This is a genomic window from Bradyrhizobium sp. P2_E8, from assembly GCF_056403875.1.
On the sequence record NZ_JBFUES010000303.1, the window covers coordinates 1 to 7,497 of the forward strand.

7 protein-coding genes and 1 riboswitch are annotated in these 7,497 nt (G+C 66.0%); of the genes, 4 read left to right on the top strand and 3 right to left on the bottom strand.

Annotated features, from left to right (window positions below):
- Positions 1–607: 607 nt before the first annotated feature.
- Positions 608–1,123 (top strand): L,D-transpeptidase, encoded by a 516-nt coding sequence (locus tag AC1D00_RS18240; protein WP_135178593.1) that lies wholly within the window; start codon positions 608–610, stop codon positions 1,121–1,123.
- Positions 1,124–1,174: 51 nt separating this feature from the next.
- Here the strand turns inward: AC1D00_RS18240 and AC1D00_RS18245 are convergent, their stop codons facing one another.
- Together AC1D00_RS18245 and AC1D00_RS18250 are read right to left on the bottom strand one after the other, a co-directional pair.
- The gene (locus AC1D00_RS18245; protein WP_477011609.1) at positions 1,175–1,762 is read right to left on the bottom strand and encodes a thermonuclease family protein; all 588 of its coding nucleotides are present in this window, start codon (positions 1,760–1,762) and stop codon (positions 1,175–1,177) included.
- Positions 1,763–1,831: 69 nt separating this feature from the next.
- Positions 1,832–2,029 (bottom strand): DUF1674 domain-containing protein, encoded by a 198-nt coding sequence (locus AC1D00_RS18250; RefSeq protein WP_477011610.1) that lies wholly within the window; start codon positions 2,027–2,029, stop codon positions 1,832–1,834.
- Positions 2,030–2,217: 188 nt separating this feature from the next.
- Between AC1D00_RS18250 and AC1D00_RS18255 the strand changes: the two genes are divergently transcribed.
- From AC1D00_RS18255 to purH, 3 genes are all read left to right on the top strand, one after another.
- Positions 2,218–3,564, top strand: coding sequence for an RsmB/NOP family class I SAM-dependent RNA methyltransferase (locus AC1D00_RS18255; RefSeq protein ID WP_135178596.1), 1,347 nt, complete (start codon positions 2,218–2,220; stop codon positions 3,562–3,564).
- 159 nt (positions 3,565–3,723) lie between these two features.
- A complete protein-coding gene (locus AC1D00_RS18260) occupies positions 3,724–5,442 on the top strand; it encodes a heparinase II/III family protein (RefSeq protein ID WP_027543839.1) in 1,719 nt (572 codons plus the stop codon).
- Between the two features lie 59 nt (positions 5,443–5,501).
- Positions 5,502–5,583, top strand: a riboswitch (ZMP/ZTP riboswitch).
- A gap of 25 nt (positions 5,584–5,608) precedes the next feature.
- Entirely contained in the window at positions 5,609–7,201 is a 1,593-nt protein-coding gene (gene purH, locus AC1D00_RS18265) for a bifunctional phosphoribosylaminoimidazolecarboxamide formyltransferase/IMP cyclohydrolase (protein WP_477011611.1), read from the top strand.
- Positions 7,202–7,345: 144 nt separating this feature from the next.
- Here the strand turns inward: purH and AC1D00_RS18270 are convergent.
- Positions 7,346–7,497: MFS transporter (locus AC1D00_RS18270; RefSeq protein WP_477011612.1), on the bottom strand; the 152-nt coding region annotated here is incomplete at its 5' end.

Genomic DNA, 7,497 nt, shown 5'->3' on the forward strand with positions numbered 1-7,497 from the left:
GCCCAAGACCCGCTCCGGCAAGATCATGCGCCGCATCCTGCGCAAGATCGCCGAGGACGAGCCGGGCAGCCTGGGCGACACTTCGACCCTGGCCGATCCCGCCGTGGTCGATGATCTCGTCAAGAACCGGCAGAACAAGAAGTCGGCGTAACAAGTCGGCGTAAAGTTCGCTTGAGTGCCCCGGACGCGGCGCAGCGCTTCCCTGGCGATGCGGAGCATCGTCCAGTAGCGATGCGACGCAGAGCCGGGGCCCATGCCGCTTGCTGGGTCCCGGCTCTGCGCCGCGTCACTTCGTGCCGCGCCTTGTCCGGGACACGCGACCAAACCTCGCTCCGCACTTTGTCGCCCTCCCGAAACAACAGCCGTTCACACCTTCACGCTCTTGTCAGGGCGCGTGCCGGCTTGGCCGTGTCTTTCCCGCCAAGTGTTGTTTTCAGGTCATTTACTTTATTTCGAACATTTTCTTTGTTCCCCGTGCTTGCTGGCCCTTGGCGGCCGCGCGTGGAAACCATCCGGTTAACAGGCGCGGTTAAGAMTATCCGGGCATGCGGGCAATTGCCGGTTCTGCGTAGTTTTGGACGATCCGTTCRGGGCAGGGGGAAAGTTGATGTCGATAAGGATTGCTGTGGCGCTCGCTGCCACCATCGGGGCGGGGATCTTGATGTCAACGGCGGCAGAGGCGCGGCCGGAAATGGTGGGGGCGCACCTGGCCGACTATTCGCCGGGCACCATCGTGGTCAAGACCAACGAGCGGCGGCTCTATCTCATTCTCGATAACGGCCACGCCGTGCGCTATCCGGTCGGCGTCGGCAAGTCCGGCAAGCAGTGGGCCGGCACGACCCGTATCGACGGCAAATATCGCAATCCGGCCTGGTCGCCGCCCGCCGAGGTGAAGCGCGACAAGCCGCAGCTTCCCGACGTCATTCCCGGCGGCTCGCCGCGCAACCCGATGGGCGTTGCGGCGATGACCCTCGCCGGCGGCGAATATGCGATCCACGGCACCAACGTGCCGGGCTCGGTCGGCGGCTTCGTCTCCTATGGCTGCATCCGCATGCTCAACGACGACATCACCGATCTCTACAGCCGCGTCTCCGTCGGCACGACGGTGGTTGTGACGCGCTGATCGAAGGATCAGGAGACAGCGAAAGCCGCGTCATTCAACGCGGCTTTTTTGTTACCAGAAGCGCCAGCTGCGCCCGCACCAGCCGTCGCGATGGCCGCCATTGTAACTGCGCGCATAGCCACCCGCGAGCAACACGGCCGAGACGTTGGCAGTGCGTTTGGTCGCGACGTCGGCGAGAACACGCCCGTACTTGTCAGGGCCGAGATTGGTGATCGTGACGCCGCCCTGGCCGAGCAGATCGCGCAACGCGTCAGTGGCGGCTTCGGCCTTGTCCAGTTCCTCCCGGCAGGACGCCTTCATCTCGGGCGCGTCGATGCCGCGCAGGCGAACGCGCGCGACGAGAACGCGTCCGTCACGCTGGTGCACGCGAGCGAGAAAGGTATCACCATCGATCGTGCGAATGACGTCGACCGGCTGACGGATGTCCGGATTGGCCTGCTGCAAAATGATCTCGCCATCTCGCGATTGACCGTCGGTCGCATGCGGGAAGGGCCAGTTCGTCCCGTGCCGGAACGTAAGCACGACGGCCACCACGATCCCGACCACGAACATCCACGGCAACAGCCCCGAAAAGTGACGGCCGAACGGCGAGCCACTGTATGAGGGCCGGTAGGGATGGCTGGGATCGAAACGCGGCATCCGTGCACGCTAGGGCTGAGTCGGGCGATCCGGCAAGACAACCTAAAAAGACAGCCTCAAAAGACAGCCTCAAAAGTCCGAGGCGATACCCTTGCGCTCCCAATCGCCGTAGCGGGTGGGCTCAGGGCCCTTCGGTCCCTGCAATTCCTTCGGCGTCGCCTCGGCGTGGGCAACAGCAGCCTGCCGGCGCGCTTCCGCCTCGGCCAGCGCACGCTGGGCGGCCGGCGTGAGCTGCTTGCGATCGGAAACGGAGGGCTGGTCACTCATCGTGGAGGTTCCTAGCGCAGGATCACGGGGCGTGCGACGCCCAATAACGCATTGCTGAAATGGTCATGGCGGGCTGTAAACGCGAGAGGCCATTCTTACATTTGGCATATTCGCGTGCCAGATATCGCTTTCTCAAGGCATGCGCCCATATCGGCGGAACTGCCGCTTGCTCAGAACCTTACTTCCGCATGCCATCTCAACGTTTCGCCCCACCATCCGAAGTACCTGGTCTTGCGGCGCGGCGGATTGCCGCCGACATCGTCGACGGCGTCCTGCACAAGCACCGTACGCTTGACGATCAGCTCGACGGCGGCGGCGCCCATCCCGGACTGAAGACGCTGGCCGACCGCGACCGCGCGCTGATGCGCCGCCTGGTCGCGACCGTGCTGCGCCGGCTCGGCACGCTCGGCCATGTGCTGTCCCGCCTGCTCGACAAGGGCATTCCCTCCGACGCCCCGCGCGCGCAGAGCGCGCTGCTGATCGGCGCCGCCCAGATCCTCTGGATGGACGTGCCCGATCATGCCGCCGTCGATCTCTCCGTCCGCCTCGTGCAATCCGACCGGCGCGCTGCGCGCTATGCCGGCCTCGTCAACGCCGTGCTGCGCCGCTGTGCGCGCGAGGGCCAGGCGCTGGTCGAGGAAGTTGCCACGCAATCGCTCGACCTGCCGCCATGGCTGCTGGCGCGCTGGAGCGCACATTATAGCGAGGCGACCGCTAGGAACATGGCACTGGCACTCGGCCACGAGCCGTCGCTCGATCTGACCGTGAAGTCGGACACCGAACAATGGGCGAGCCGCCTGCATGGCGAGACGCTGCCGACGGGGACGGTGCGGATGCTGCTGCATGGCTCGGTGACCATGCTGCCCGGCTTCGCCGAAGGACAATGGTGGGTGCAGGATGCCGCCGCCGCGTTGCCGGCCCGGCTGTTCGGCGACATCAAGGGTAAGTCCATTGCCGATCTCTGCGCCGCCCCCGGCGGCAAGACCGCGCAACTGGCGCACGCGGGCGCGCATGTCACGGCGGTCGACCGCTCGCCTGCCCGGGTGGCACGGCTGCGCGAGAATCTGGCGCGGCTGTCGCTCCAGGCCGAGACCGTCGTCGCTGACGCCGCGGAATGGGCGGGCCCCGCCGAAAGTTTTGACGGTATCCTGATCGACGCGCCCTGCACCTCGACCGGCACGATCCGCCGTCATCCCGACGTGGCCTGGCTGCGACAGGAGTCCGACATCGCCGCCCTGACCGCGCTCCAGCAGCGGCTGCTGCGAAAATCGGTCGCGTTGCTCAAGCCGGGTGGGACGCTGGTCTACTGCACCTGTTCGCTGGAACCCGAGGAGGGCGAGCACGCCATCGCCGCGCTGCTGGCCGCCGAGCCTGCGCTTCGCCGCCTCCCGATCGAGGCATCGGAGGTCTCGGGGCTGTCCGAGATCATCACCGCCGAGGGTGACCTGCGCACCCTGCCCAGCCATCTGCCGAACGCCGATCCCAAGCTCGGCGGGCTCGACGGATTCTTCGCCGCCCGGCTCGTTAAATCCTGATTTTGCACTGGTTTTTACAAACTCGACGTTGATTCCCGCCGTTCAAGGTGGTGTCAGACGGCCGATTTTGGGATTAATAAGGATTCGTCGGAATCCTCCTCTCCCCCTTCAAGGCAAGGCGTGTCGGTCGCTCAACGCAGACGTATCTCGACGCTGGTGATGAACCGCTTCGCGCGGAACATGCTCGCGCGCGCGAGCGGCGGTTCCGTTGCGCTGTCGCGGGTCTGGCCCGGCCGCACCGACCGCCTGATCATCGCGCCGCACGATCTGCGCACGGCGGACGCCACCCGCGCCGCCGAGATCTATGCCGGCCGTTTCGTCTTCGCCGGCAAGATCGTCAATTGCCAAGGCCGTTCGATCTTCGATCTCGAGCCGCCGTCGGAGGATTGGGAGGTTGCGCTGCTCGGCTTCGGCTGGCTGCGCCATCTGCGCGCCGCCGACACCGCCCTGACGCGCGCCAATGCGCGCGCGCTGGTCGAGGACTGGATCGCCAACCCCGCCAACAAGCGCCGCCCCGTCGCGCGGCGCGCCGACGTGCTGGCGCGGCGCGTGATCTCGCTGTTGTCGCAGGCGCCCCTGGTGCTCAACGACACCGACAACAAATTCTACCGCCGCTATCTGCGCGCGCTGGCCCGCGAGATCCGCTTCCTGCGCTACACCATGGTCAACATCCCGGACGGGGTGCCGAAGCTCCAGGTGCTGATCGCGCTTTGCTACACGACGCTCTGCCTCGCCAACCAGGCGCGGCACATCCGCAGCGCCTCGAAAAAACTTTCGGACGAGTTGCAGCGGCAGATTCTGCCCGACGGCGGACACATCTCCCGCAATCCGGGCGCGCTGATCGAACTCCTGATCGACCTCTTGCCGCTGCGGCAGACCTTCGCCGCGCGCAACATCGCGCCGCCGCCGGCGCTGCTCAACGCGATCGACCGCATGATGCCGATGCTGCGCTTCTTCCGGCATGGCGACGGTAATTTCGCGCTGTTCAACGGCATGAGCGCGACGCCCTCGGACCTGCTCGCGACGCTGCTTGCCTATGACGACACCCACGGCGCGCCGATGTCGAACATGCCGCATACCGGCTTCCAGCGCCTCGATGCCGGCCAGACTACGCTGATCATCGACACCGGCCCGCCGCCGCCGGCGGGCGTCAGCCACGACGCCCATGCCGGCTGCCTATCGTTCGAGTTGTCCTCCGGCATCAGCCGCATCGTAACCAATTGCGGCATGCCGACCACGGGGCGTGACAATTGGCGGCCGTTCGCGCGCGGCACGGCGGCGCATTCGACGCTGACCTATCACGACACCTCCTCATGCCAGTTCGTGGAGATGTCGGCGATGAAGCGGCTGTTGCATGGTGCGCCTGTCACCAGCGGCCCCGTGGAGGTCGAGAGCTATCGCGAAATCGTACAGAACGGCACGCTGCTCACGACGTCGCATGACGGCTATCTCGCCAAATTCGGCGCGATCCATCGCCGCGTCCTGATGATCGCCAATGACGGGGCGCGCATCGACGGCGAGGACACGCTGTCGCCGCCGCAAGGCGGACGTTTCAAGGGCGCCGATGCCGATTTCGCGGTCCGCTTCCATCTGCATCCGGCGGTGAAGGCGAGCCGGCTGTCGGATGCCCGCGGCGTCATGCTGGTGCTGCCGAACCGCGACGTCTGGACCTTCGAGGCGCTCGACGACAAGGTCGATCTCGAGGACAGCGTGTTCCTGGCCGGCAATGACGGCCCCCGCCGCACCGCGCAGATCGTGATCCGGCAGGATGCCCGCCAGGCGCCCTCGATCCGCTGGAGTTTTGTCCGCTCCACCGCTTCGCCCGCGGTCACCAATGCCCGCCGCAACGCCCGGCGCGAGCCGGAACTTCCGCTGTAGAAGCGCACGATTCGGCCCCATCTCATCGTTGTGAAAACGGCCGAAAGCTGCTATCGAGCGCTCGCTCGCGCGACTGGCGACCTTGGATGGAGCACCATCGGGAAGCGCGGGACTGAGACGCCGCGCGCCTGGGCATAGACACTCCTTAAGACAGAGGATCTTGCTCATGACTGACCATCCCCGCCGCGTCACCCGCGCCCTGCTTTCCGTTTCCGACAAGACCGGCCTGATCGAATTCGCCAAGGCGCTTGCCGCCCATGACGTCGAACTGGTTTCGACCGGCGGCACCGCAAAGGCGATCGCAGCGGCCGGCCTCAAGGTGAAGGACGTCTCCGAGCTGACCGGCTTTCCTGAAATGATGGACGGCCGCGTCAAGACGCTGCATCCGAAGGTGCATGGCGGCCTGCTCGCGATCCGCGACAACAAGGAACATGCGGACGCGATGAAGGCGCACGGCATCGCGCCGATCGATCTCCTCCTCGTCAATCTGTATCCGTTCGAGGCGACCGTCGAGAAAGGCGCGGGCTTCGAGGATTGCATCGAGAATATCGACATCGGCGGCCCCGCGATGATCCGCGCCGCCGCCAAGAACCATGACGACGTCGCCGTGGTGGTCGAGGCTGAGGACTACAAGGCGGTGCTCGACGAGCTCGCCGCCAACAACGGTGCGACCACGCTGAAACTGCGCCGGCGGCTTGCGGCAAAGGCCTATGCGCGCACCGCGGCCTATGATGCTGCGATCTCGAATTGGTTCAACCGGCAGCTCGAGATCGACGCACCCGATTTCCGCGCCTTCGGCGGCAAGCTGATCCAGTCGCTGCGCTATGGCGAGAACCCGCACCAGACCGCGGCGTTCTATGCGACGCCCGACAAGCGCCCGGGCGTCTCGACCGCGCGGCAGCTCCAGGGCAAGGAGCTCTCCTACAACAACATCAACGACACCGATGCGGCCTATGAATGCATCGGCGAGTTCGACGCCAAGCGCACCGCGGCCTGCGTCATCGTCAAGCACGCCAACCCCTGCGGCGTCGCTGAGGGCTCCGACCTCGTCGGCGCCTATCGCAAGGCGCTTGCCTGCGACTCCACCTCGGCGTTCGGCGGCATCATCGCGATGAACCGCGCGCTCGACGCCGACACCGCGCGCGAGATCACGAAGATCTTCACCGAGGTGATCATCGCCCCCGATGCCAGCGAGGAGGCGATCGCCATCATCGGCGCGCGCAAGAATTTGCGTTTGCTGCTCGCGGGCAGCCTGCCCGATCCGCGTGCGCCCGGCCTCACCGCCAAGACGGTGGCCGGCGGCCTCCTGGTGCAGAGCCGCGACAATGCCGTGGTCGACGACATGACGTTCAAGGTCGTGACCAAGCGTGCGCCTGATGAAGCCGAGATGCGCGACCTCAAATTTGCGTTCCGCGTCGCCAAGCACGTCAAGTCCAACACCATCATCTACGCCAAGGATCTCGCCACCGTCGGCATCGGCGCGGGCCAGATGAGCCGGGTCGATTCAGCCCGCATCGCGGCGCGCAAGGCGCAGGATGCGGCGACTGAGCTGAAGCTCGCCGAGCCGCTCACCAAGGGCTCGGTGGTGGCATCGGATGCGTTCTTCCCGTTCGCCGACGGCATGCTCGCCTGCATCGAAGCCGGCGCCACCGCCGTGGTGCAGCCCGGCGGCTCGATGCGCGACGACGAGGTGATCAAGGCCGCCGACGAGCACGGCATCGCCATGGTGTTTACGGGCACGCGGCATTTCAGGCACTAAGCCCCCGCTGTCGTCCCGGACAAGCGAAGCGCAGATCCGGGACCCATAACCACAGGACGTCGTTTGGCGAAGACTCGGAGTTGCCGGCTCGCACTCCTCCCTGGGGTTATGGGTCCCGGCGTTCGCAGGGACGACAGTGGAGATTTATCGCTCCCCCACCCGCATCAACAGCCCCAGTCCCGCGACGAAGAACACGACCAGTACGGCCATGCCGGCCTTCTGGCTCGCCGTCGCCGCGGTGATGATGCCGATCAACAGCGGGCCGATGAAGGACGTCACTTTCCCGGTCAGTGCGA

Bases quoted from the DNA above. Each gene is read 5' to 3' on its own strand.
- AC1D00_RS18255 (WP_135178596.1), top strand. From the start codon at position 2,218: ATGCCATCTCAACGTTTCGCCCCACCATCCGAAGTACCTGGTCTTGCG.
- purH (WP_477011611.1), top strand. From the start codon at position 5,609: ATGACTGACCATCCCCGCCGCGTCACCCGCGCCCTGCTTTCCGTTTCC.
- AC1D00_RS18245 (WP_477011609.1), bottom strand. From the start codon at position 1,762: ATGCCGCGTTTCGATCCCAGCCATCCCTACCGGCCCTCATACAGTGGC.
- AC1D00_RS18240 (WP_135178593.1), top strand. From the start codon at position 608: ATGTCGATAAGGATTGCTGTGGCGCTCGCTGCCACCATCGGGGCGGGG.
- AC1D00_RS18260 (WP_027543839.1), top strand. From the start codon at position 3,724: ATGAACCGCTTCGCGCGGAACATGCTCGCGCGCGCGAGCGGCGGTTCC.
- AC1D00_RS18250 (WP_477011610.1), bottom strand. From the start codon at position 2,029: ATGAGTGACCAGCCCTCCGTTTCCGATCGCAAGCAGCTCACGCCGGCC.